This window comes from Streptomyces sp. NPDC006458 (assembly GCF_040612135.1).
Classification (GTDB): Bacteria; Actinomycetota; Actinomycetes; order Streptomycetales; family Streptomycetaceae; genus Streptomyces.
In genome coordinates, this window is sequence record NZ_JBEXPR010000034.1 from 52,184 (window position 1) to 75,228 (window position 23,045).

General features: G+C 73.4%; 20 protein-coding genes. 8 read left to right on the forward strand and 12 right to left on the reverse strand.

What is annotated here, in order from left to right; all coding sequences use genetic code 11:
- Positions 1–6: 6 nt before the first annotated feature.
- Both ABZZ79_RS33680 and ABZZ79_RS33685 read right to left on the reverse strand, forming a co-directional pair.
- Positions 7–441 (reverse strand): hypothetical protein, encoded by a 435-nt coding sequence (locus ABZZ79_RS33680; protein ID WP_356695376.1) that lies wholly within the window; start codon positions 439–441, stop codon positions 7–9.
- Between the two features lie 294 nt (positions 442–735).
- Complete coding sequence (locus ABZZ79_RS33685) at positions 736–1,944, reverse strand: S8 family peptidase (protein ID WP_356695378.1); 1,209 nt, start codon at positions 1,942–1,944, stop codon at positions 736–738.
- A gap of 287 nt (positions 1,945–2,231) precedes the next feature.
- On the opposite strand from ABZZ79_RS33685, the gene ABZZ79_RS33690 reads away from it, so the two are divergent.
- The gene (locus tag ABZZ79_RS33690; RefSeq protein ID WP_356695380.1) at positions 2,232–3,035 is read left to right on the forward strand and encodes an SGNH/GDSL hydrolase family protein; all 804 of its coding nucleotides are present in this window, start codon (positions 2,232–2,234) and stop codon (positions 3,033–3,035) included.
- A 4-nt stretch (positions 3,036–3,039) separates the two neighbouring features.
- On the opposite strand, the gene ABZZ79_RS33695 is transcribed toward ABZZ79_RS33690, so the two are convergent.
- The 4 genes from ABZZ79_RS33695 to ABZZ79_RS33710 all read right to left on the reverse strand — a co-directional run bounded on the left by ABZZ79_RS33695 (position 3,040) and on the right by ABZZ79_RS33710 (position 9,558).
- Positions 3,040–4,656, reverse strand: coding sequence for a serine/threonine-protein kinase (locus tag ABZZ79_RS33695; protein ID WP_356695382.1), 1,617 nt, complete (start codon positions 4,654–4,656; stop codon positions 3,040–3,042).
- A gap of 75 nt (positions 4,657–4,731) precedes the next feature.
- Positions 4,732–6,345, reverse strand: coding sequence for a nickel transporter (locus tag ABZZ79_RS33700; protein ID WP_356695436.1), 1,614 nt, complete (start codon positions 6,343–6,345; stop codon positions 4,732–4,734).
- Between the two features lie 140 nt (positions 6,346–6,485).
- On the reverse strand, positions 6,486–7,841 hold the full coding sequence (locus tag ABZZ79_RS33705; RefSeq protein WP_356695384.1) for a hypothetical protein: 1,356 nt from the start codon (positions 7,839–7,841) through the stop codon (positions 6,486–6,488).
- A gap of 181 nt (positions 7,842–8,022) precedes the next feature.
- Complete coding sequence (locus ABZZ79_RS33710; protein WP_356695386.1) at positions 8,023–9,558, reverse strand: DUF4331 domain-containing protein; 1,536 nt, start codon at positions 9,556–9,558, stop codon at positions 8,023–8,025.
- Between the two features lie 217 nt (positions 9,559–9,775).
- Here ABZZ79_RS33710 and ABZZ79_RS33715 point away from each other — a divergent pair, with 217 nt between their 5' ends.
- The 3 genes from ABZZ79_RS33715 (at position 9,776) to ABZZ79_RS33725 (ending at position 11,531) form a co-directional block, all read left to right on the forward strand.
- The gene (locus ABZZ79_RS33715) at positions 9,776–10,327 is read left to right on the forward strand and encodes a sigma-70 family RNA polymerase sigma factor (protein WP_356695388.1); all 552 of its coding nucleotides are present in this window, start codon (positions 9,776–9,778) and stop codon (positions 10,325–10,327) included.
- On the forward strand, positions 10,324–11,139 hold the full coding sequence (locus ABZZ79_RS33720; protein ID WP_356695390.1) for an anti-sigma factor: 816 nt from the start codon (positions 10,324–10,326) through the stop codon (positions 11,137–11,139). Before ABZZ79_RS33715 ends, ABZZ79_RS33720 begins: the two co-directional genes overlap by 4 nt.
- 128 nt (positions 11,140–11,267) lie before the next feature.
- Positions 11,268–11,531: a hypothetical protein gene (locus ABZZ79_RS33725; protein ID WP_356695392.1), complete on the forward strand. Its 264-nt coding sequence runs from the start codon at positions 11,268–11,270 to the stop codon at positions 11,529–11,531.
- A 36-nt stretch (positions 11,532–11,567) separates the two neighbouring features.
- Here ABZZ79_RS33725 and ABZZ79_RS33730 read toward each other — a convergent pair whose 3' ends face one another.
- The 3 genes from ABZZ79_RS33730 to ABZZ79_RS33740 all read right to left on the reverse strand — a co-directional run bounded on the left by ABZZ79_RS33730 (position 11,568) and on the right by ABZZ79_RS33740 (position 14,638).
- Positions 11,568–12,764 carry a CaiB/BaiF CoA-transferase family protein gene (locus ABZZ79_RS33730; RefSeq protein WP_356695394.1) on the reverse strand — a complete coding sequence of 399 codons (1,197 nt, stop codon included), beginning with the start codon at positions 12,762–12,764 and terminating at the stop codon, positions 11,568–11,570.
- Between the two features lie 87 nt (positions 12,765–12,851).
- Positions 12,852–13,625: an ABC transporter permease gene (locus tag ABZZ79_RS33735; RefSeq protein WP_356695396.1), complete on the reverse strand. Its 774-nt coding sequence runs from the start codon at positions 13,623–13,625 to the stop codon at positions 12,852–12,854.
- Positions 13,622–14,638: an ATP-binding cassette domain-containing protein gene (locus tag ABZZ79_RS33740; RefSeq protein ID WP_356695398.1), complete on the reverse strand. Its 1,017-nt coding sequence runs from the start codon at positions 14,636–14,638 to the stop codon at positions 13,622–13,624. The genes ABZZ79_RS33735 and ABZZ79_RS33740 overlap by 4 nt, the downstream gene beginning before the upstream one ends.
- Before the next feature lie 63 nt (positions 14,639–14,701).
- Between ABZZ79_RS33740 and ABZZ79_RS33745 the strand changes: the two genes are divergently transcribed.
- On the forward strand, positions 14,702–15,418 hold the full coding sequence (locus tag ABZZ79_RS33745) for a TetR/AcrR family transcriptional regulator (protein ID WP_356695400.1): 717 nt from the start codon (positions 14,702–14,704) through the stop codon (positions 15,416–15,418).
- Between the two features lie 111 nt (positions 15,419–15,529).
- On the opposite strand, the gene ABZZ79_RS33750 is transcribed toward ABZZ79_RS33745, so the two are convergent.
- The 3 genes from ABZZ79_RS33750 to hmgA are packed head-to-tail and all read right to left on the reverse strand — an operon-like array spanning position 15,530 to position 18,869.
- Positions 15,530–16,681, reverse strand: a complete 1,152-nt coding sequence (locus ABZZ79_RS33750; RefSeq protein WP_356695402.1) for a type ISP restriction/modification enzyme — start codon at positions 16,679–16,681, stop codon at positions 15,530–15,532.
- 26 nt (positions 16,682–16,707) lie between these two features.
- The gene (locus ABZZ79_RS33755) at positions 16,708–17,457 is read right to left on the reverse strand and encodes a GntR family transcriptional regulator (RefSeq protein WP_356695404.1); all 750 of its coding nucleotides are present in this window, start codon (positions 17,455–17,457) and stop codon (positions 16,708–16,710) included.
- 47 nt (positions 17,458–17,504) lie between these two features.
- A complete protein-coding gene (gene hmgA, locus ABZZ79_RS33760) occupies positions 17,505–18,869 on the reverse strand; it encodes a homogentisate 1,2-dioxygenase (protein WP_356695406.1) in 1,365 nt (454 codons plus the stop codon).
- 218 nt (positions 18,870–19,087) lie between these two features.
- Between hmgA and ABZZ79_RS33765 the strand changes: the two genes are divergently transcribed.
- The 3 genes from ABZZ79_RS33765 to ABZZ79_RS33775 all read left to right on the forward strand — a co-directional run bounded on the left by ABZZ79_RS33765 (position 19,088) and on the right by ABZZ79_RS33775 (position 22,869).
- Complete coding sequence (locus ABZZ79_RS33765) at positions 19,088–19,774, forward strand: hypothetical protein (RefSeq protein ID WP_356695408.1); 687 nt, start codon at positions 19,088–19,090, stop codon at positions 19,772–19,774.
- 64 nt (positions 19,775–19,838) lie between these two features.
- Positions 19,839–20,549 (forward strand): TetR family transcriptional regulator, encoded by a 711-nt coding sequence (locus tag ABZZ79_RS33770; RefSeq protein ID WP_356695410.1) that lies wholly within the window; start codon positions 19,839–19,841, stop codon positions 20,547–20,549.
- Positions 20,550–20,637: 88 nt separating this feature from the next.
- Positions 20,638–22,869 (forward strand): molybdopterin oxidoreductase family protein, encoded by a 2,232-nt coding sequence (locus ABZZ79_RS33775; protein WP_356695412.1) that lies wholly within the window; start codon positions 20,638–20,640, stop codon positions 22,867–22,869.
- Positions 22,870–23,045: the final 176 nt, after the last annotated feature.

Consider the following 23,045-nt stretch of genomic DNA (forward strand, 5'->3'; position numbering starts at 1 on the left):
TCCGTCTCACCCGCGCTGTCGTCGCGCGGCACGCGCGCGCAGGCGCCGCAGTGGGACCAGCAGGAGAGTGAGCGCGCTGACCGCCGCCACGACGACGATGCCGCCGCGCACCGACCACAGACCCAGGGCCAGCATGCCCTGGGCCACCAGCATGTCGACGACGATCGCCCCGCCCAGCGCGGCGATGGCGCGCCCCAAGGGGTCGGGTCCGCGCAGGACCAACGCGAAGGCCGAGGCCGGTGCCCCGAGCAGGAAGAACAGCGTGAACGGCCCGCGCAACGGCGAGTCGGAGCCGCTCAGCGCGAGCAGCCCCCCGGCGCACACGGCGGCCGTCGCGGCGCCCGCGAGCAGCATGAGCAGGTCCCGCCCCGCCCCCGGCGCGCCCCGATCGGCGTCTTCGGCCGTGACCGGCCTGTCGCCTTTCGCGTTGTGTGCACCCATGGTCCGCATGGCGACGTTTCCCCCCGAAGCGCCGGATGCCGGACTTCAATGTCGCGCAGCCCGCTTGTGGGCGTCAAGACGGCGAACGTCCGTGGAACGCCTGTTCTGGCCAGGGGCGGTGACGCGCCGCGTCAGCGCAGGCGTGTTCCCCGGAGGCAGTGGGATCCCCCGGGGAACACGCCGGTCACAGCGGGCTCGTCGGTGTCACGGGACGAGCTTCGGCGGCCTCACGGCCTCACGGCCTCACGGCCTCACGGCCTCACGGCCTCACGGCCGCGGGGCTCCCGCACGGCCTTACGGGACCAGCTTCAGCAGCCGGTTGGGCGAGCCGCCGCCGGGGCTGGTGACCTTGCCGGTGGTGGCGCCCGAGGTCAGCGCCGAGGCGACCTGGGCCGGGGTGGCCGAGGTGTGGTTCGCGAGGTACACGGCCGCCGCGCCCGCGACGTGCGGGGTCGCCATCGAGGTGCCGGAGATGGTGTTGGTGGCGGTGTCGGAGGTGTACCAGCCGGCCGTGATGGACGAGCCGGGCGCGAAGAGGTCCAGGACCGAGCCGTAGTTGGAGTAGCTCGCCCGGGCGTCCGTGCTGGTCGTGGCGCCGACCGTGATGGCCTGGGTGACGCGGGCCGGGGAGTAGGAGGAGGCGTTGGCGTTGCTGTTGCCCGCCGCGACCGCGTAGGTCACTCCGCCGGCGATGGAGTTGCGCACGGCCGTGTCGAGCGTGGTGGACGCGCCGCCGCCCAGGGAGAGGTTGGCGACGGAGGGGCCGCTGTGGTTCGCGGTCACCCAGTCGATGCCCGCGACGACGCCCGAGGTGGTGCCCGAGCCGTTGTTGTCCAGCACCCGGACGGCGACGATCCTCGCCTTCTTGGCGACGCCGTACGTCGAGCCCGCGATCGTGGTGGCCACGTGGGTGCCGTGGCCGTTGCCGTCGGAGGCGGTGGTGTCGCCGTCGACGGCGTCGTAGCCGTAGGAGGCCCGGCCGCTGATCTGCGTGTGGGTGATGCGCACACCGGTGTCGATCACATACGCCGTCACCCCGCTGCCGGCGGTGTCGGGGTAGGTGTAGGTGCCGGACAGCGGCAGGGCGGTCTGGTCGATGCGGTCCAGGCCCCACGGGGCGTTGCTCTGCGTGACGTCGGACGCCCGCACGATCTGGTCCTGCTCGACCGAGGCGATCGACGGGTTGGCCGCGAGCCGCCGGGCCTCGGTGGCGGAGAGCGTGGCGGCGTAGCCGTTCAGCGCGTGGCCGAACGTTCTGTGCACCGTGCCGCCGTACGCCTTGATCAGCCCCTTGCCGATGGTCGAGGACGCCTTGAAGCCCGCGCCCTCCTTCAGTGTGACGAGGTAGCTGTCCTTGACCGCGGTGGGGGAGTTCGCGGCCAGGACCCTGCCCTCGGCCGGGGCGGCCTGGGCGGGAAGGGCGGTCAGCCCGCCGACGAGGGCGGCGGTCGCCAGACCGGTGATCGCGGCGAGCCGGATCTTGTTGCTCCGCAGGTGTGCCATTACGAGGTGGTCCTCCTCTTGGCGGCACGCGCCCTGGTGGGGCACGTGCCTGTGGGGGATGTGCGTGTGATCGCGCAGCCAAGCGTCGATGAGCCGTCCGTGCCGGACAAGGGAGTTGAGAGGGTGTCAACAAACCTGTCATGAACGCGCAATGGAACATGTGGCGAATTCACAGGGAGGACTCCAGGAAGACCCGAGAGTCCTTTAATTTTTGGCATGGACACTTCCAGTCAACACGCGTAGCTGCTACCACAGTTATGGCAGAGATCCTGCTAAACGGAGGTTCCATGAGACGTTACCGACTTGTCGTATACGTAAGTTCACTCCTCCTCGCCATCGGCACCGCCCTCACCGGGGCCGCCACGGCACAGGCGGCCGAGACCGCGGCGGTGTCCTACGTGGCGCTCGGCGACTCGTACTCCTCGGGCGTCGGAGCCGGCAGCTACATCAGCTCCAGCGGCGACTGCAAGCGCAGCACCAACGCGTACCCCTACCTGTGGGCCGCCGCCAACTCGCCCTCCTCCTTCGCCTTCAACGCCTGCTCGGGCGCCCGAACGGATGACGTCCTCGCCGGTCAGCTGGGCTCGCTCAACTCCGGCACCGGCCTTGTCTCCATCAGCGTCGGCGGCAACGACGCAGGCTTCGCCGACGTCATGACGACGTGTGTGACCTCGTCCGACAGCACGTGTCTGTCACGCATCAACACCGCTCGGGCCTACGTCGACTCGACGCTGCCCGGCAAGCTCGACGGGGTGTACTCGGCGATCCGCACCCGTGCCCCCTCCGCACGGGTCGTCGTTCTCGGCTACCCCCGCTTCTACAAGCTCGGCACCACCTGTCTCGGCCTGTCGGAGACCAAGCGGTCCGCCATCAACGCGGCCTCCGACCACATGAACGGCGCCATCGCGCAACGCGCCGCCGCCTACGGCTTCACCTTCGGCGACGTGCGCTCCACCTTCACCGGGCACGAGCTCTGCTCCGGCAGCGCCTGGCTGCACAGTGTCAACTGGCTCAACATCGGCGAGTCCTACCACCCGACGGCCACCGGCCAGTCGGGCGGCTACCTGCCGGTCATGAGGAACGCCGCCTGAGCCGTCACTCGGAAGGCGACGCAGTAGGGGAGGCCCCGCCCGTCGGGGTCTCCTCCGTCTCACAGGTCACCGAGAACGCCACGTAGTTCGACGTCGCCCGGACCGGGTCACGCACCTCGACACCGAGCTCGTCGCGGTACGTCCCGCTGTCCGCGTGCGTCGTCACGATCACCGTGTCCTGCCCGGTCCGCGGGCCGCCCTCGGGCAGCGACAGCGTCTTCCAGCCGTCGGCCATGACGTCCCCGCCGCGCGTCACCCACCGGTAGCCGACCTCCGCCGGGAGCCGGCCCACCGTGAACGTCGCCGTGAACGAGGGGGCTTCGGCCTGCGGCGGCGGACAGGTGCCCGTGTAGTCCGTCCGGGTCCCCGCCACGGTCACCTGGACCGACTGCGGGGCCGGACTGCTCGACGGGGACGCGCTGGACGTGCTCGGCGTGGGCGTCGGCTCCGGGGTGTCCGACGGCTTCTCGCTCGCGCTGGGCGACACCGCCGGGCCCGTCCGGCTCTGCGTGCTCCCGCCGCCCGCGTCCCCGCCGCCGCCGTCCCGGCCGAGCAGGGCGTACGTCAGCCCCGCCACGGCCAGCGCCAGCGCCAGGAACCCGGCGACCAGGGCTGCGGCGGCACGCCGGTTGCGCGGCGGCCGGCCGGACGCCGTCGTGTCCGTACCACCGGGCGGGTACACCGGGGTGGCCGCCTCGCGCAGCGGGTGCACGGGCGTGGTCGGCTCGCCGGGCGGCGGCCCCACGACCGTCGGGGCGTACGGGCCCGCACCCACGATGTCCGCGCGCGGGGTGCCGCCCGCCGCCACCAGCCGCAGCTCCCGCTCGGCCTGCTCCGCCGGCGTCCGCTCGGCCGGGTCCTTGCGCAGCAGACCCGCGATGACGGGGCCGAGCGCACCGGCCCGGCGCGGCGGCGGCAACTCCTCGTCCACGATCGCGCGCAGGGTGCTCAGCGGCGTGTCGTGACGGAACGGCGAGATCCCCTCGACCGCCGCGTACAGCAGCACGCCCAGCGACCACAGGTCGGACGCCGGACCCGGGGTGCGGCCCAGCGCCCGCTCCGGTGCCAGGAACTCCGGCGAGCCGACCACCTCCCCGGTCATGGTCAGCGCCGAGCTGCCCTCGACCGTGGCGATCCCGAAGTCGGTCAGCACCACCCGGCCGTCGTTCGCCATGAGCACGTTGCCCGGTTTCACGTCCCGGTGCAGCACCCCCGCCTCGTGCGCGGCGCGCAGCGCGGACAGCACCTCGGCGCCGATCAGCGCCGCCCGCCGGGGGTCCAAGGGGCCCTCGACCTCCAGCAGTTCCGCCAGCGAGATGCCCCGGACCAGCTCCATCACGATCCACGGACGGCCGTCCTCGGTGGCCACGTCGTACACCGTCACCACATTGCGGTTCGCCACCCGTGCGGCCGCCCACGCCTCGCGCTCCAGCCGCGCGTACAGCCGCTCCACGTCGGCGGCGGGCAGCCCGGCGGGAGCGCGGACCTCCTTGACGGCGACCTCGCGCATGAGGATCTCGTCCCGGGCCCGCCACACCGTCCCCATCCCGCCCTCGCCGAGGGGGGACAGGAGCCGGTAGCGGCCCGCGATCACACGCTCATTGCCCGGTGACTCCGACACGGGCACCCCCAATCGAGGCCGCGGGAGTCATGTCCCGTCCGATGTGGTCCCGTCTGATTCCTCCCCAAAAGTAGCTCAGCCGATCGCGGATGCCGCCCCCTTGAACAGCAGAGCGGCCCCCAGGACCACGACTACCCCCGCCGAGAGCAGCGGAAGTGCCCCGCGCGCCCGAGCCACCAGCGGGTGTGTCGACCAGCGCGGGCGCCGCTCCAGGGCCTGGACGGCCCGTCCGCCGAGCCGTACGACGGCGAACCCCGCCGCGGTCAGGGTCAGCGCGAGGCCCGCGCCGTAGGCGACCACCAGCAGCAGCCCGAACCAGGCGTGCCCCAGCGCGGCCGCGCCGACCAGCACGACCACCGCGGACGGGCTGGGCACGAGCCCGCCCGCGAAGCCGAGGAGGAGGGTGCCGCGGAGGGTGGGGGCGATGGAGTGGGTGTGGGTGTGACCGTTGTGCGTGTGGGTGTGCGTGTGGCCGGTGTGCGGGTGCGGGTGCGGGTGGGCGTGCGCGTGCGCGTGGCCGGTGTTCGGGTGCGGCTGGGCGTGCTCCACCGGGTGGTCGTGATGCGCGTGCCCGCCGTGGCCGTGGCCATGACCGTGATCGTGATCGTGACCGTGAGCGGGGGCGCCGGAGAGGGCGAGCTGCCGAACGGGGGCTTCAGGGTGTGGGTGTGGGTGTGGGTGCGGGTGCGGGTGGTCGTGGGCGTGCGGGTGTCCGCGGCCGCCGCGCCACGCCCTGCGTACGAGGGTCAGCCCGGCGCCCGTCACCAGCGCCCCGCTCGCGATGCCCAGCCAGGCGATCACCGAGGGCGCGGCCGCGGAGCCGCCCGTGACGAGGAGGCCGAGGGCGACCACCCCGAGGGTGTGGGTGACGGTCACCGAGGCTGCCAGGGGCAGCACGTCGCGCGGCCGGGCCCGGCCGCCGCGGGCCGCCGCCGTCGCGGCCATCAGCGTCTTGCCGTGCCCCGGCGCGAGCGCGTGCATGGCGCCCAGTGCCACGGCGATCAGCAGCGCCAGCGCCGCGAAGCCGAGGGTGAGGTCCTGCCGGGCGACCAGGGAGTCCAGGGCCCGGGTGAACCGGTCGGCCCCGCGCGGCAGTATCGAGGCGGCCGGGGCGTCCCGGTCCTCGCCCGCCAGGGCCGGGCCACCCGCTCGCACCGACAGGGACGCGGTCGAGGTGTCGGCGGGGGAGGACAGCAACTCCTCCGGATACCCGGTGAGTTCGCCCGAGACGGAGTCGCGCGGCACGTCCGACGCCGTGAGCGTCATCCGGTCGCCCCGGGCGGTCACCTCCCGCCAGCCCGGCCCGGACGAGGCCCCCGCCGCGCGGAAGCCGACCGTGACGTCCTCGCCCTCGGGCAGCGGTGCGGAGAGCCCGCACTCCAGGCGCAGGGTGTCCAGTCCGGCCTGCCCGGGCAGCACCCGGGCGTGGCTGCCGGTCACGGAGAGCGTGACCGTACGGCCCGCCACCTCGACCGCGCTGTCCCGCGCGGCCTTCGCGCACCGCGCCCGCGCCCACGGGGCGAGGCCGGACCTCTCGATCTGGGGGCGAGCCTGGGTGGCCGGGATCTCGGCGAGGTCCTCGACGTGGTCGATCCGCAGCTCACCGGGGGCCACGACCAGCCCGTCGTAACGGTTGACCGTGAAGTTCCCGAGCGGATGCGCGCTCGCGGCCCCGGCGGGGGCCAGCACGAGCGCGCCGGCGGCGGTGAGCAGCGCGCCGGCGGTGACGAGGACGCGGCGGCGGCTCGTCGGGGGGTCGACGGTGCCGGCGGACCCGTGGAGCCGGGCCGTACGGCGGTCCGCCACGGTGGCGGGGGCGTGGGGGGTGGTCACTTCGCGGCCTCCGAAGTCTCGAGTGCCGCTCGGGCCTGCCGGGCACCCAGCGGGGAGAAGCCGGGGTTCAGTTCGAGGGCCTTCTTCAGATGGGTCCGGGCCGCCCGCTCCTGGCCCGCGGCCAGTTCGACGACGCCCCGGTGGAAGTGGAACCCGGCGTTGCGGTAGCCGGTCGCCGTGGCGCGCCGGGCGTACGGCAGGGCCTCCGCGTCACGGCCGTTGACGTGCAGGGCCCAGGCGAGGGCGTCGGCGGTGTGGACGGTCCGGCGGCGGGACCACTCGGCGCGGGCGGCGCGCAGGGCGGCGGCCCGGTCGCCGTGGTCGGCGGCGGCGAGCGCGGTGTCGAGGTCCACGTCGACCCCGCCCGCCCGGGCCAGTGCCGTCCAGGCGTCCACCAGGGCGTACTGGTCGCGGGCCCTGGCCCTGTCGCCCCGGCCGCCGCGCGCCTCGTACAGCTCGCCCAGCGCCACCAGCGGGCCGGGCAGCGGGGCCCGCGCCACCACCTGCTCCAACCCCCGGATCGCGGTGGCCCGCTGCCCGCTCGCCGCCTGCGCGCGAGCGCGGCCCTCCAGCGCCGGGAGGTAGTCCTCGTCGGCGGCCAGCGCCTGCCCGTAGTGACGCAGGGCGAGCCCGTACTCGCCCTCGTTCCAGGCGAGCTGGCCGAGCTGCGCGGAGATATAGGCGATGTCGCCGGGGGCCGTCGCCCCGGCCAGGGCCTGCTTCAGGACCCGGCGTGCGTCGGCCACGTCACCGCGCAGCTCCCGCACATAGGCGTACCGGGTGAACACCGGGATGCCGGGCCGCCGGTCGTCGGCCGTGTCGGCGGCGCGCGCGGCCTCGGCGTAGCGGCCGAGCTCGACGAGCGCGTCGACCCGGGTGCACAGGGCCCGTTCGCTGTAGGGGTTCCGCTTCAGCGCACGGTCGGCGTCCGCGAGGGCGCCGGTGAAGTCGTGCCGCGCGGCGGCGAGCGCGGCCCGGCCGGCGAGGGCCTGGTCGTTGCCGGGCGCGAGGTCCAGCGAACGCTCCAGCGCCCGCTCGGCCTCCGGGTAGCGCGAGGGGTCCCCGTCGGTCCTGGCCCGCTCCACATAGGCGAGGGCGAGGGCCGCCCAGCCGCTGAAGTCCCGCGGCTGGGTGCGTAGATGAGCCTGGAGAGAGCTGACGCTCGCCGCGTCCGCGCGCCCGGCCCAGGGGGTGGCCGTGGCGGCGGCCCCCTGCCGCCCGCCCGTGTTCCCCAGGGCGACGGAGCCCGCGGTGAAGGCCACGGCCAGCAGCAGAGCGGGCACAGCCGCCCGGGCGGCCCGCCACCGCTTCGGCGGCTCGGCGGCCTCAGTGTCGTGCGTACGCGGGGTCATCGCCTCTCCTGGTTCGGATGCGTTCGTCGGGAAGGCGCGGCCCGCGCCGTGGGGGATGGGAGGTGTGCGGGCCGCGCCGGTCCATGGGTGTGCGGGCGAGAGGGCCGGGGCAGGCGCGGGGACCTGCCCGTCCGGCCGCGACGCTCCGCGGCCCTGGATACGGCCCCGCTCTCCGGAGCGCTCAGTACGCCCGTCCCCGAATGCGACGCCACCACATCAGGCCTCCGCCGATCAGCAGGATGCCGAGGGCACCGGCCCCGGCGGAGCCCGCGATCAGCGCGGTGTCGTCCATACCGGTGTCGGTCCCGGCCGGCTGGAGCGCGTCGCCGAGCTGGCTGCGCACGTCCGTGCCCGAGCTGGTCCCCTTGGCCAGCGGCCCGCGCGAGCCCTCCGTGGGCAGCGCGACGTAGGGGAACGCCTTCTCGAAGGCCTTGTCGTTCTTGTCGACCGCGTCGCCCAGGTCGTTCTTCGCGCCGAGCAGTTCGCCCTCGACGACCTGGAGCGAGGCGTCGATCACGTCGTCGGTGAGCCGGCGCCCGTTCGGGAAGCCCGCGTTGTCGCCGTCGAGCACGCCGAGCCGCTTGGGGCTCTTCGCGGGCGCGATCGAGGTGTTGAGGCGCAGCATCTCGGAAGGACGCACGTGCGGCGGCTGGTTGAGGCCGTCGACTCCCTTGAGGAAGACGTCGACTAGGTCGTTGCGCGGCTCGGCCGGGGCCTTGATCTTGTAGATCGCCTCGATGAGCTTGGGCAGTTCGGGGTTGGTGACGTTCTTCAGGAACTGCCCGTCGTTCCACGGTGCGCCGGCGTTGAAAGTGTCCTTGTCGCCGACCGGGTTGACGACCTCGTTGACCAGCGGGCTGCCCAGGCGCGAGACCTGGGTGAAGTAGCCCTGCGCGTTCTTGCGCTGGGTGGTCGACCAGATGCCCACGACCGGCTGGTGCGCGGACTGCCGGATCATGTGGCTCGGCACCTGCAGCGCGATGGAGTTGACGTTGTAGCCCTTGAGCGTGTCGTTGCCGACCTCGGAGAGGTTCCCGCCGTACAGCAGGTCGAAGACCCTGAGGTCCAGGAAGAACGGGTCGTCGGCCTGTCCGGCGAAGGCCGTCGAGCCGCCCGCCAGCTTGTGCACGGCCTGCGACCGCAGCTTGGCGTAGTCGGGCATGGACGCCTTGCCCACGTTGGACGGGGCGACCGGCACATCGTCGGCGATCTTCGTGCGCGAGCGCAGATGCTGGTTCTTCAGCCGCAGCAGCTCGACGTCGTAGGTCTGTGTGATGTTGAGGTCCGGGTCGTGCAGACTGTCCACGGCCCCGGTGTTGTAGAGGAAGGTCCGCTTGTTCTTGACGTGCGTCTTGAAGGTGAAGCGGTAGAGCAGGTCGCCCTGCGCGTCGCCGTCGCTGTCGATGTGGATGTCGTACTGGGCATCCTCGGCGAAGGGGAAGAAGTTCGGTCCGCCGGCGGGTTCCTCGAAGGGAATCCAGTTGGCGATGATCGTGGTCGTGTCCGGCTTGTCCGGGCTGACGAACGCGTACACGTCCGTGTTGTCGTACTGCGGCTGCCCCGAGATCAGCGGGGCCTCCCGGTGGCTGGAGGCGGAGGCCACCTCCGGTTCCAGCGCGGTCACACCGGCCGCTGCGAGCCCCCCGGCGGCCAGCGCGCCACATGTGAGGCTCGCGACGCCCCTGCGTCCCGATCCGCTCCTGGAGATAGGTGTCATGCCGTCCGTCCTCAGTGCCGAGTTGCCTGACGTCCGGGGATTCGGAACCGGGTGCGGGGCGGATTGGTCGGTCCGGAAGAATCTTGGAAATCTTGTTTTCCCCGCCCCGGGCCCGCGTTTTCGACAGGCTGATCCGTAACACCATCCGGAGGTGTGTTCGGTGCGAATGCCTGGTGTGACAGGACGGGGCCGGTGCGGCCGGCGAGAGGGGGAGGACGTGCGGGAGAACGCGGCGGACGAGCTGCTGCTGCGCGTCGCCAGGGGCGATCAGCAGGCGTTCGAGCAGCTGTACGCGATGGTGTCCGGGCCGGTGTTCGGGCTGGTCCGGCGGGTGGTGCGGGACCCGGCGCAGACGGAGGAGGTCGCGCAGGAGGTGCTGCTCGAACTCTGGCGCTCCGCCACCCGGTTCGACCCGGGGCGCGGCTCCGCGCTGGCCTGGGTGCTCACCCTCGCCCACCGCCGCGCCGTCGACCGGGTGCGCAGCGCCCGCGCGGCCGGGGAGCGCGAGCAGCGCGAGGCCCTGCGCTCCGGCGTGCCCGCCTTCGACCAGGTCGCCGAGGAGGTGGAGGCCGGCCTGGAGCGCGAGTGGGTGCGCCGCTGCCTGGACCGGCTGACCGCGCTGCAACGCCAGTCCGTGACGCTCGCCTACTACGACGGGTACACCTACCGCGAGGTCGCCGAACGCCTGAAACTGCCATTGGGCACGGTGAAGACACGCATGCGCGACGGCCTGACCCGTCTGCGCGAGTGCCTGGGAGGTGCGGCATGAGCCTGATCGACCGCCTGCTGGGCCGGGCCGACCTGCACTCGCTGGCCGCCCCGTACGCGCTGGACGCCCTCGACGCGGACGAACGGCGCCGGTTCGAACGGCACCTGGCCGGCTGCGAGCGCTGCCCCGCCGAGGTGCGGGCCCTGTCGGAGGACGCCGTGCGGCTCGCCTGGTCCACCGCGGCCGCGCCGCCCGCCGCCCTGCGCGACCGGGTGCTGGCCGCCGTACGCACCACCGCGCAGGAGCCGGTCGCCGCCGCGCCGGAGCGTGCCGGGCGGCTGCCCGCCCATGTCTGGGGCACGGAACCACCCCCGACGCGCCTCCGTGCGCCCCGGCCGCGCCCCCTGCTGATGCCGTTCGCCACCGTCACGGCCGCCGCGGCGCTCGTCGTCGCCGCGCTGTTCGCCGTGCAGGCGAACGACACGCGGCAGCGGCTGGACGCCGAGCGGGACCGGGCACGTGAGATCGCCCACGTTCTCGCCGCTCCTGACGTGCGGACGGCCGCCTCGCGGGACGGCGACGGGCGAAGTATCGGAGTAATCGCCTCCGCATCGGAGGGGCGCGCGGTGGTGACCCTGAGCGGTTACGGCGAGCCCTCGGGCGACCGCGTACACCAGTTGTGGCTCATGCGCCCCGATGCGCGGCCCCGCTCCCTCGGCCTGCTGGAGGGCGACACGCCCCTGGTCGCGGCCGGTCTCGACCGGTCCTCCACATCACTCGCCGTAACGGTCGAACCCGACGGCGGCTCACCGCAGCCCACTACGCAGCCGGTTGTCCAACTCGCCCTGGAATCGGTCGGATTCGGAGAGTGACGGTCGAGGCATCGTCAACACCCTTACGGGGAAGGTGAATCCTGTGACCGCGATACACGAGTGCCCCGAGGGAGCGATAGGGTTACCCTGCCCGTGGGCCGGGTGGACTCGTACGGGTGGGGAGTGACATGGAACAGATAACTGTGCGCAGGGCGAGGGTCCCTGCCATCACCTGCGGGAGCAGCGCGACCAGTTCGCGCCTCGACCGCCATCTCTCGGTACTGGGCGGCCCCGCCGTGCCGCAGCAGAAGACGGCAGAGGCGACCTCGCTGATGCGTGAGCTGACCGCCCGTGAGCCCGACCGTCACCGGAGCAGCCGTGCGCGCATGAGCCGCGTCTCGCTGTTCGCGCCGCTGCGCCGCCTGCGCCGTACGCTCTTCGGCGGTCGCTGAGTCGTCCCACCCCGGGGCAGCCCTCGGGGCTCGCGCTCAGACGGCCACACCGTCCCCGCGCAGCGCTGCGATCTCGCCGTCCGTCATCCCCACGGCGCGCAGCACTGCCTCGGTGTGCTGCCCGAGCGCGGGCACATCGCCCATCCGCGCCTCGCCTCCACCCGGCAGCGTGATCGGCGGCAGCAGCGCGCGCAGCGGCCCGGCCGGCGACCCCACCTCCCGCCACCGCTCGCGCGCCGCCAGCTGCGGATGCGCCGCCACCTCCGCCACGTCCCTCAGCCGTGCGCAGGCGATGCCCGCGCCCTCCAGCCGGGCCATCGCCTCGTCGGTGTCCAGCACCCCCAGCGCCTTCGCCACGGCGGCGTCCGTGCGCTCGCGGTTCGCCACCCGTGCCGCGTTCGTCGCGAACCCCGGGTCCGTACCCAACTCCGGCTCCCCGATGACCTGTTCGGCCAGCCGACGCCACTCCCGGTCGTTCTGCACCGACAGCAGCACCCGCCCGCCGTCGGCCGTGCCGTACGCGTCGTACGGGGCGATGACGGCATGCCCGAGCCCGGTGCGCGCCGGGGCGGTGCCGTCGTGCATGGTGTGGTGCAGAGGATGCCCCATCCACTCCGTGAGCGCCTCCAGCATCGACACCTCCACCGGCCCGCCCCGCCCGGTCGTGCCGCGCCGCACCAGCGCCGCCAGCACCCCGGAGAAGGCGTACATCGCCGCCGCGATGTCGGCCGCCGGGATGCCCGCCTTCACCGGCTGCTCGGGCGTCCCGGTCACCGACACCAGCCCCGCCTCGCACTGCACGAGCATGTCGTAGGCCCGCTTGTCCGCGTACGGACCCGACGATCCGTAGCCCGAGATGTCCACCGCGACCAGCCGCGGGTGCGCCGCGCACAGCGTGGCGGCGTCCAGGCCGAGCCGGGCCGCCGCGCCCTGGGCGAGGTTCTGCACGAACACGTCCGCCCGCGCGACCAGCCGCCGTACGACGTCCAGCCCGCGCGGGTCCTTCAGGTCCAGCGCGACCGACTCCTTGCCGCGGTTGCACCACACGAAGTGCGAGGCGAGCCCGTGAGCCGCCGTGTCGTAGCCGCGGGCGAAGTCGCCGCCGTCGACCCGCTCCACCTTGATCACCCGCGCGCCGAGGTCGGCGAGCTGGCGGGTGGCGAAGGGGGCCGCGACGGCCTGTTCGACGGCGACGACGGTGATGCCCTCCAGGGGCAGGGGGAGTCGGTCCATGCGGTGGATCATCACCCGCGACCGGCGGCCGTGCCAGTAACGGTCAGTGTGAGAACCGGCGCACGGTGAGCGGCGCGCAGAGCCTGGTCAGTGTGAGAACCGGCGCACGGCGAGCGGCGCGCACACCCCGATCAGCACCGCGCACCAGGCCAGCGACCCGGCCACCGGATGCGCCACCGGCCAGGCGGCCCCCTCCGGCACGGGCGCGTTGCCGAACAGATCGCGCAGGGCGGTGGTCACCGCGCTGATCGGGTTCCACTCGGCGACCGTGCGCAGCCAGCCGGGCATCCCGGTGGCGGGGATGTAGGCGCTGGACAGCAGCGGCAGCACGAAGGTCATGCTGGCGAGCTGCCCGCCCGTCTCCTCGTCGCGGGTCAGCATCCCCAGCAGGATGCCGGCCCAGGTCGCCGCGAACCGGAACAGCAGCAGCAGTCCGAGCGCACCGGCCGCGTCCGCCGCGGACCCCTCGATCCGCCAGCCCACGGCGAGCCCCACCAGCAGCAGCGGCACGGTGCCGACGGCCGTGACCACCAGATCGGCGGCCGCCTGGCCGAGCGGCACCGCCGCCCGGCTCACCGGCATCGTGCGGAACCGGTCCATCACCCCGCGATGCGTGTCCTGCGCCGCCTGGAGCATGCCCGTGGTCAGTCCGCCCGCCGCCGTCGCGACCAGCAGCCCCGGCACCAGGAAGGCGCGGTACTCCTCGCCGGGCATGGCGACCGCGCTGCCGAAGACGTACCCGAAGAACAGCAGCATCGTGATCGGCGCGGTCTGGGTGAGCACCACCAGCCCCGGGTTGTTGCGGACGCGCCGCAACTGCCGGCCCAGCATCGCCGTGCCGTCGTACGCCAACGTGCTCATGCCGCACGCTCCTTGTCGCGCTCGGGGCTCGTGGACGGGCCCGTGGGCGGGCTCGTGGACGGGGCCATGGCCCGGTCGCGCTCGGGGGTGCCGGTCAGCCGCAGGAACACGTCGTCGAGCGTGGGCGGCCGGATGCTCGCGTCCAGCAACGGCACGCCCGCCGCGTCGAGTTCGCGCACCAGGCGGGGCAGGGTGAGCGTGCTGTCGCGGCTGACCGCGCCGACGGCGTGGCGGCCGTGGTCGAGGGACGGTTCGTGCCCGGTGAGCCGGTCCAGCACGGCGGCGGCCCCGGCCATCGCCTCCGGTCCGGCCACGACGGCCTCGGCGTAGGCGCCGACGACGGACTTCAGTTCGCCGGGCGTCCCGGTGTGGGCGACCCGCCCCTCCTCCATCAGCACGACGCCGTCGGCCAGCCGGTCGGCCTCCTCCAGATACTGCGTGGTCAGCAGCACCGTCGTGCCCTCGGCGGTCAGCTCCCGCACCGCGTCCCAGATGTGGTTGCGGCTCGCCGGGTCAAGTCCCGTGGTCGGTTCGTCGAGGAACAGCACCTCGGGACGCCGCACGAGACTCGCCGCGAGGTCCAGGCGCCGCCGCATACCGCCCGAGTAGGTGCTCGCGGCCCGGTCCGCGGCCCCGCCGAGGCCGAACCGCTCCAGCAGTCCGTCGGCCACGGCGTTCGGGCCGCGCACCCGGTGCAGCCGGGCGAACAGGCGGAGGTTCTCGCGGCCGGTCAGGTCCCCGTCGACGGACGTGTGCTGACCGGTGACGCCGATCTTCGTCCGCACCGCGGCGGCCTCCCGGACCAGGTCGTGCCCGGCGATCCGGGCCGACCCGGCGTCCGGCCTCAGCAGCGTGGTCAGCATCCGGACCGCCGTCGTCTTGCCCGCGCCGTTGGGGCCGAGGACCCCGCAGACCGTGCCCCGCGCCACCGCGAGATCGAGCCCCCGCAGAGCGCGGACCGCGCCGAAGCGCTTCTCCAGACCCTCACTAAGTACAGCGTACGTAGAAGTCATGGGTCGACCATAGCGCACTACGTACGGTGTACGTAACTACGATGGTGGGCGAGGTGATGACCGATGGCGGGCCGAGCGGCCGAACCCCATGTGATCTGGACCCGCCCCGAACGGACGGGGCGGGGGCCGAGGCCCGCGTACTCGCGCGCCGACATCGCGGCGGCCGCCGTGCGCATCGCCGACGCTGAGGGCCTGGACGCCGTGTCCATGCGGCGGGTGGCCACGGAACTGGGCTGCGGCACGATGTCGCTCTACAACTACGTGCCGCGCAAGGAAGACCTGTTCGAGCTGATGATGGACGCGGCCGGGGGCGAGCACGAGCTGTTCGCGCCGACGGGGGACTGGCGCGCGGACATGCTGCGGATGGCCAGGCAGGCGCGGGCCCTGGTGCACCGGCACCCGTGGATGACCCGGCTCATCTCCGGGGTGTACGGGTTCACGCCCAACGCGCTGCGGTACCTGGAGTGGTCGCTGACCTGCCTGGACCCCCTGGATCTGCCCTACGGCACCAAGGTCGAGCTCATCGCGATGGTGAACGGGGTCGTGGCCACGTCCGTCGCCAACGAGCTGGCCGTCGCCGAGCGGGTGCGGACGTTGCCGTGGTCGGCGGACCAGGAGAACGCGGTGCGCTCCGCGTATGTGGGCGGGCGGATCGCCAGTGGGGAGTATCCGCGGTTGGCCGCGGCGCTCTCCGAGGGCGGTCCGGAGGCGGTGGATCTCGACGAGGTGTTCGAGAGGGTGGTGGGGCGGGTTCTGGACGCCTATGCGCCGCGGGGGTGAGTGTGTGCGGCTCGCGGTTGCCGTGGGTCGCTCGCGGTTGTCGTGGGTCGCTCGCGCCCGCGTGGCGGAGCCGCGCATGGATACGGCACCGCGCCTCTTCGGGGGCGGGTCTCAGATCAGGGTGAACTGACCCTCCGGGCCCTCTTCCCGGTGGTCCAGGACCGAGGCCGGGCGGTGTGCCGACGGTGGTGGCGGCAGCACCCCGGCCTCGCGCAGGTCCTTCCCCGTGATCGTGGTCCGCAACTCGTCCCGGACGGAGGGAAGTTCCGCCAGCAGCGCCAACACCGTGATCAGTTCCAGCAGTTCGGACGTCCAGGTCTGGGGCCAGATGGCGGGGCGCAGGGCGTCCAGGGTGCCCGTGGGCGCGTCCGTCGTGCGCGTCGTGAACCATGCCTCCAGTACCCGCGTGCCCTCCACCTCGAAGTCCCAGGCCTGCGGCGGGACCGGGGAGATGCGGCCCTCGTCCAGGTGGAGGACCTCCTCCTCCCGGTCGTAGAGAAGGGTCAGCGGGCGGGTCGGCAGAGGGGCGCGGACGTAGGGGCGGCGGCCGCCGGGGAGTTTGGGGCGGTCGCCGTCGCGGCGCATCAGCCAGAGCAGGCGGTGGCCCTGCCGCACGCCCCGTGTCCAGGTGTCCGCGTCCTCGGTGAGCGGCACCGTGAGGTCGGGGCGGGTGGCCGCCATGATCCAGGCCAGGGTGTCCCCGGGCGTGACCTGAAGGCCCAGGCGGGCGGTCAGATGGCCGGTGAGGCCGGGCGCCAGGTTGGGTTCCGCGCCGCCCGGGCGGCGGTACAGCGGCCGGACGCGGCCCCGGCGCGGAAGGGGGAACAGGGAGGTGGCCAGCAGCGGGAGACCCGGGGTGTCGGACGTCTCGACCACGAAGACCTGCCGCCCGTCCGCCACCCGCCACAGCTCGGGGCGGGCCGCGTCGATCAGACGGTGGTCGGGGATGAGCCACTGCTCGTCGAAGGGGGCGTACAGGACACGTACCGGCTCCGGGCACGGACCCGAGGCGCGGACCAGGCGTTCCGTACCGCCGGGCCGGCCCGGCAGTTGGCCGACGGCGGTGTGCAGACCGCGCGAGCGCGTCGGGGCGAACAGAGTCTCGCGGTGCGGCCCTTCGGCCTTCACCAGGGCCGCCCAGCGGGCCGTCAGGGAGGCCGGGTCCGGGGCCACCGGCCAGGTGCGGCCCAGCCGCGGGGCTGCGACGGACCACGGCATGAGGTCCGCGAGCAGCGGAGCGTCGTCGTTCGTCACGCCCGGCATGGTACGACGGCCCGCCGGAGCGCGGGTCAGGTGGCGTCCAGCGTCACCGTGAAGGAGAAGCGGTCGCCCCGGTAGTGGATGACCACCACGTCCAGCGGGCGTCCGGCCGTGTCGTAGGTGATGCCCGTGTAGTGCAGGATCGGGCTGAGCAGCGGTACGTCGAGCAGCCGGGCCGTCTCCGGGTCCGCGAGCCGGGCCTCAACGGTGTCCGTGATGCGGCTGATGTCCGCCCCCACCACGTCCCGCAGGACCTTGGTCATCGGCCAGCGCACCAGGTCGGCGGGGTCGATGAGGGCGGCCAGCTCGGGACGGACGTAGTTGCGCGCGTGGTTGGTCGGCTCACCCGTCTTCTCGTCGCCGCGCAGCCGGTGGTACGTCGCCACCTCCGCCAGATCCGGGAAGTACTCGGCGAGTTCGGCCGGCGGGGCGGCCGGGCCCTGGTCCAGCAGCCTTGTCGTCATGCCCGACTGCTGGGCCACGATCGCGTCGACCGAGCCCAGCAGCCGTACCGGAGCGCCCCGCTTGACCCCCGGCTCGATGAACGTACCCCGCCGGCGGTGCCGGGAGATCAGCCCCTCGTCCTCCAGCTCCTTCAGCGCCTGCCGCATGGTCAGCACGCTCACGCCGTAGTGCCCCGCCAACTGCTCCTCGGTGGGCAGCCGCAAGGGGTCATGCGGCGAGCGGCCCAGTATCGAGGCGCGCAGCGACTGGGACACCTGGTACCAGAGCGGCAGCTTGCGGTTGAGGACGATCGAGTCCGGGGCGAAGGAGGTCACGTGCCATCCGTACCCTTTCGGGAATCTTCAGTGCAACCGGTTGACCCTCACAGCGCGCGGAAGTGCCGCTCAAGGCCCTGCCACACGTCGTCGTAGCGCCGCTGGAGGTGGTCCGCGCCGGCCGCGTGCGGGGTGAGCGTCACCGGCCAGCGGGTCTCGAACATGAACGCCAGCCCGTCGTCGATCTTCTGCGGCTTCAGCTCGGCCGCGCTCGCCCGGTCGAACGTCTCCCGGTCCGGCCCGTGCGCCGACATCATGTTGTGCAGCGAGCCGCCGCCCGGCACGAAGCCCCCCTTTCCGGCGGTCTTCGCGTCGTACGCGCCCTCGATCAGGCCCATGTACTCGCTCATCACATTGCGGTGGAAGTACGGCGGCCGGAAGGTGTCCTCGCCCACCAGCCAGCGCGGCGCGAACACCACGAAGTCGACGCCCGCGAGCCCCGGGGTGTCGGAGGGCGACGTCAGCACCGTGAAGATCGACGGGTCCGGGTGGTCGTAGGAGATCGTGCCGATCACATTGAAGCGGCGCAGGTCGTAGACGTAGGGCACGTAGTTGCCGTGCCAGGCGACCACGTCCAGCGGGGAGTGGTCGTACGTAGCCGTCCAGAGGTTGCCGCAGAACTTGTTGACCACCTCCACTGGGCCCTCCACGTCCTCGTACGCGGCGGCGGGGGCCTTGAAGTCCCGTGCGCCCGCGAGGCCGTTGGCGCCGATCGGGCCGAGGTCGGGCAGCCGGAAGGGGGCGCCGTAGTTCTCGCAGACGTATCCGCGGGCGGTCTCGTCGAGGAGCTCCACCCGGAAGCGGACGCCGCGCGGGATCAGGGCGACATGGCCCGGCTCGGCGTGCAGCAGGCCGAACTCCGTGCGCAGCAGCAGTCCGCCGCGCTCGGGGACGATCAGCAGCTCGCCGTCGGCGTCGCTGAACACCCGGTCCATGGAGGCGTTGGCGTGGTAGAGGTGCACGGCCATGCCCGCGCGCTGCGTAGCGTCGCCGTTGCCGCCGAGCGTCCACAGACCCGCCAGGAAGTCGGTGCCCTCAGCGGGCTCCGGCAGCGGGTTCCAGCGCAGCCGGTTGGGGTCCGGGACCGACTGTGTGAACGGGCCCGTGCCCAGCGCCCCGTTGTCCGTGCGGGTGAACGCCGGGTGCCCGGCCGACGGGCGGATCCGGTACAGCCACGAACGCAGGTTGTGCGCCCTGGGCTCGGTGAACGCCGAACCGCTCAGCTGTTCCGCGTACAGGCCGAGCGGGGCGCGCTGGGGTGAGTTGCGGCCCTCGGGCAGTGCGCCCGGCACGGCCTCGGAGCTGTGCTCGTTGCCGAAGCCGGAGAGATAGGACTCCGCCGGCCCTTCGGCGGCCTTCCGCGCTCCCCCGCGCTCGAACCCGCTCGCGCGGGCGGTGCCCCCATCGCTCATGCTCGCTGCTCCCTGCCGTCCGAGTTCGTGGCGTGCGACGCCCCGGTCCTGATTCCTATGTATCACCGTAGGATTGGCTCGGGGCGGGCGCAAGGGGGACCGGTCGATCTCGTCGGGTCCTCCTCCGTAAGGAGGCGGGACCCGTCCTCTCCAGGGATGACGCGGACCAGACTCCAGGGGGATTCGGGGTGTCGGAGCCGTGTTCTACGCTCGCCGCCATGTCGTGGACGCGGAGACCCCTCGCCGCGCTCGCGGTCTGTGTCCTGTTGCTGACCGGATCCGCGGGCTGCCGGACCGGTGACCCCGAAGAGGGCAAGAACGGTGCCTCGCCGGCACCGGTCGGCCAGGTCCTGGAGGACCGGGACGACCAGGGGCGGCCGTATCGCGAGGTGGACGAGGAGGACGCCCCCGGGGTCGGCATCGAGGTGCAGCCCGATCCCGACGGTTCCAGCTGGGACGTACGGCTGGCCCTGCGCGACTTCCGCTTCTCGCCGCCCGGCGCTCCCGCCGAGGCGGCGGCCGGCCGCGGCTTCGCCCGGCTCTACCTGGACGGCCTGCCCGTCGCCGAACTGCGTGCCCCCGACCACCGCCTGCCCGCCCTGCTCGTCCCGCGCGGCACCCACCAGATCACCGCGCGGCTGTACGCCGACGACGGAACGGTGTGGGCCGTGGACGGGGAGCCGGTGGAGACCACGGCGGACATCACGGCGTCGGGGGCGGAGAGTCCGGGGCCGACGTCCTCGGGTGAGGGGCCGGTGGAGCCTTCGCGGTCCGTGTCCACCGGGGCCACCGCCTCGCGGCCCGCGCCGTCCTCCTCGCGGTCGGTGCCCTCCTCCTCGCCCGCCGTGCCGTCCTCCTCGCGGTCCGCGCTGCCCGTGCCTCCCGGCTCCCCGCCGCCCCGTTGAGTGGATTTCCCGTCGCCCTCCGTACTCGGTGGCGTGGTTCACCCGATCCCGGCGGAAGGGCATCATGAAGACCGTGCCCCATGCGACCCCGCTCCGCCGTGCGCCTGTGCAGCGGCGCAGCGCCGAACGGCTGACCAGGATTCTGGACGCCTGCGCCGACCTCCTCGACGAGGTCGGCTACGACGCCCTGAGCACCCGCGCCGTGGCGCTGCGCGCGGGGGTGCCCATCGGCTCGGTCTACCGGTTCTTCGGCAACAAGCGGGCGATGGCCGACGCCCTCGCCCAGCGCAACCTGGAACGCTTCACCGAACGCGTGCAGGAACGCCTCAAGGGCATCGAGGGGGCCGCGAACGGCGGCGAGGACTGCCGCGAGAGCGGCGGTGGTGGCGAGGCCGGCGACGAGAACGGCGCTGGTGGCGACGTCGGCGGCGCGAGCGCCGGCTGGCGCGCGGCCACGGACGCCGTGCTCGACGAGTACCTGGCCATGAAGCGCACCGCGCCCGGCTTCTCGCTCGTCGACTTCGGCAACCAGATACCCGTCGGCTCCCGTGACGCCGGACCCAACCACCGCGTCGCCGGCCGCCTCACCGAGATGCTCGCCGGGTACCTCTCGCGCGAGCCGGACGAAGCCATGCGGCGCGGCCTCCTGATCGCCGTGGAGACCGCCGACACCCTGGTGCACCTGGCCTTCCGGGTCGACCCCGAGGGGGACGAGCAGATCATCGCGGAGATGCGGGAGCTGCTGTACGCGTACCTGGCCCGCGTGCTGGGCTGAGCGCTATCCTCCCCTCCATGCCTACCGGTCGGTATGCTCGGTCGGAGTCCAAGCGCCACCGCTGCCGCGACCTCAATCGGGAGGACCCGTGTCCCGCACCGCCCTGCGAATCTGCCCTCTGTGCGAGGCCACCTGCGGGCTGACCCTCACGATCGACGGAACCCGGGTCACCGGGGCCCGCGGCGACCGCGAGGACGTCTTCAGCCAAGGCTTCATCTGCCCCAAGGGCGCCTCCTTCGGAGCCGTCGACGGCGACCCCGACCGGCTGCGCGCCCCGCTGGTCCGCCGGGACGGCGAACTGCGCGAGGCCACCTGGCAGGAGGCCTTCGACGCGGTCGCGGCAGGGCTGCGCCCCGTCGTCGAGGCGCACGGCCCGCACGCCGTCGGCATCGTGCTCGGCAACCCCAATGTGCACACCATGGCCGGCGCCCTCTACCCGCCCGTCCTGCTCGCCGCCCTCGGCACCCACAGCCTGTTCACCGCCTCCACGGTCGACCAGATGCCCAAGCACGTCTCCAGCGGCCTGCTGTTCGGCGACGCCAACGCCATCCCGGTCCCCGACCTGGACCACACGGACCATCTGCTGCTGATCGGCGCCAACCCGCTGGAGTCCAACGGCAGTCTGTGCACCGCCCCCGACTTCCCCGGCAAGCTCAAGGCCCTCAAGGCCCGCGGCGGCACCCTCACCGTCGTCGACCCGCGCCGCACCCGCACCGCGAAACTGGCCGACCGGCACCTCGCCGTGCGGCCCGGCACGGACGCCCTGCTGCTCGCGGCGATGACCCATGTGCTGTTCGAGGAAGACCTCGCCGCTCCGGGCGAGTTGACCCCGCACCTGAAGGGCCTGGATGAACTCCGCGACGCCGTGGGCGACTTCACCCCCGAGGCGGTCGCCGGGGCCTGTGACGTCGAGGCCGCCGAGATCCGCGCCCTGGCCCGTGAACTGGCCGCCGCCCCCACCGCCGCCGTCTACGGCCGCATCGGCAGCTGCACCGTCGCCCACGGCACCCTGGCCAGCTGGCTCGTGGACGTCCTCAACATCCTCACCGGCAACCTCGACCGCCCCGGCGGCGCCCTCTTCCCGCGGGCCGCCACCGACCGGACGCCCCGACCCGCCGGCCCCGGCCGCGGCTTCCAGCTCGGCCGCTGGCACTCCCGGGTGAGCGGACACCCCGAGGCCAAGGGCGAGTTGCCGCTGTCCGCGCTCGCCGAGGAGATCGACACCGCGACAGCGGACGGCGAGCCGGTCCGCGCGCTGATCTCCGTCGCCGCCAACCCGGTGCTCTCCGCACCCGACGGCGACCGTCTCGACAAGGCCCTGGACTCCCTGGACTTCATGGTCAGCGTCGACCCCTACCTCAACGAGACCTCCCGCCACGCCGACGTCGTGCTGCCGCCGCCCCCGCCCTCCCAGAGCCCGCACCACGACTTCGCGTTCAACACCCTCGCCGTGCGCAACCAGGTCCGCTACACGCGCCCCGCCGTCCCGCTGGAGGACGGCCGCATGGCCGAGACCGAGATCCTCGCCCGGCTCACCCTCGCCGCGACCGGCATGCACGGCGCCGACCCGGCCGCCGTCGACGCCATGGTGATCGACCAGACCCTGGGCCGCGCGGTCCGCGAGGAGCACTCGCCCGTCCACGGCCGCGACCCGAAGCAGCTGGCCGCGCAGCTGACCGGCGACACCGGCCCCGAGCGCCGCCTCGACATGATGCTGCGTCTCGGCCCCTACGGCGACGGCTTCGGCGCCCGCCCCGACGGCCTCACCCTGGCCGAGCTGCTCGCACACCCGCACGGCATCGACCTCGGCCCGCTCCGGCCGCGGCTGCCGCAGCCGCTGAAGACCGCCAGTGGCAAGGTGGAGCTGCTGCCCGGCCCGATCGCCGCCGATCTGCCCCGGCTGCGGGAGGCGATGGGCGAACGCCCCGCGGGGCTGGTCCTGGTCGGCCGCCGCCATCTGCGCTCCAACAACAGCTGGATGCACAACGTGCCCGCCCTCACCGGCGGCTCCAACCGCTGCACCCTGCACCTGCACCCCGAGGACGCGGACCGGCTCGGCGTGCGCGACGGGACGGATGTGCGCGTGAAGGGCGCCGGGGGAGAGGTGACCGTGCCGGTCGAGGTCACCGACGGCGTGCGACAGGGCGTCGTCAGCCTGCCCCACGGATGGGGCCACGACCGCCCCGGCACCCGGCTGACCCACGCCGAGAAGAACCCGGGAGTCAACGTCAACCAGCTGCTCGACGGCACCCTGCTGGACCCGCTGTCCGGCAACGCGGTCCTCAACGGCATCCCTGTGGAGCTCGCGCCGACGCTGTGACCTCGACAACGCTGTGACCTGGAGTTTTGCGCTTATTGCTCGCGCGTCAACGTCTTGTTAACGCCGAGCGGCGGGACCTAACGTCGTCGCACCGCCGGCCCTGGTGGGATGTTCAAGGGCGAACGTCAGGCATCCTGGCGCTGAAGGTCGACGCCGGCGACATCTTCGTCCCGATG